Annotated in this window: 1 pseudogene; it reads right to left on the minus strand. The window is 59.5% G+C overall.

Features of this window, described 5'->3' with window-relative positions:
• Window positions 1–474 (minus strand): annotated as a pseudogene (locus P0D80_RS50805) (IS66 family transposase); the annotation flags it as partial.
• Window positions 475–735: the final 261 nt, after the last annotated feature.

A 735-nucleotide genomic window follows, 5' to 3' on the forward strand; every position in this document is an offset into this window, starting at 1 on the left:
CAGGCTCATGATGGCGGCAGCTCGTTGGCCTGCTCGCAGCGAACCGGCAAACAACCAGTTGGACCTGCCGATAGCCCATGGCCGTATCTGGTTTTCGACCCAGTTGTTGTCTATGGGCACGTGGCCGTCATCGAGATAGCGCGTAAGCGCTTCCCAGCGTTTAAGACTGTATTCCAGCGCTTTCGCAATCGCAGAACCTTCCGAAACCAGCTTGCGCTGCGCCACCATCCATTCGTGAAGTGCGTCGCAGACCGGTTTGGCCCGGTTCTGTCGAAGCTTACGTCGCTCTTCGGCATCCAGCACTGCAGCGTCGCGCTCGATGTCGTAAAGCGCAGCGAAGAACGGCAGCGCCTGTACGGCGATCTGGCTGCTGTGGTTGGCATGCAGATCGAAGAACTTGCGTCTCGCGTGCGCCGCACATCCGATTTCAGTGATGCCCTGCTGGAGAGCCGCACTTCTATCGCAGACAACTCGCAGGGCTGACGAGGCGCGACGCGGCATGGTGAAGTGTCCCGCCGCACTTCCTTGGCCAACCCGCGATTCAACACTCACTCCAGGCTGGATAACGCCAAACCCTTCACCGTCAAGCGGTCTGTCAAGGCGCGGCAACCTCAATGTGATTCGCCAGTACCGGAAGCCCGACGATCATCGTTGCGCCCACTTCCCCGGTACGCTGGCGTGGTAGATTGCCTGGAAGCGGGGGTTATCCTTCATCTGTGCACCGAGCTTGTTTTT

The organism is Paraburkholderia sp. RL17-373-BIF-A (assembly GCF_046030175.1).
Classification (GTDB): domain Bacteria; phylum Pseudomonadota; class Gammaproteobacteria; order Burkholderiales; family Burkholderiaceae; genus Paraburkholderia.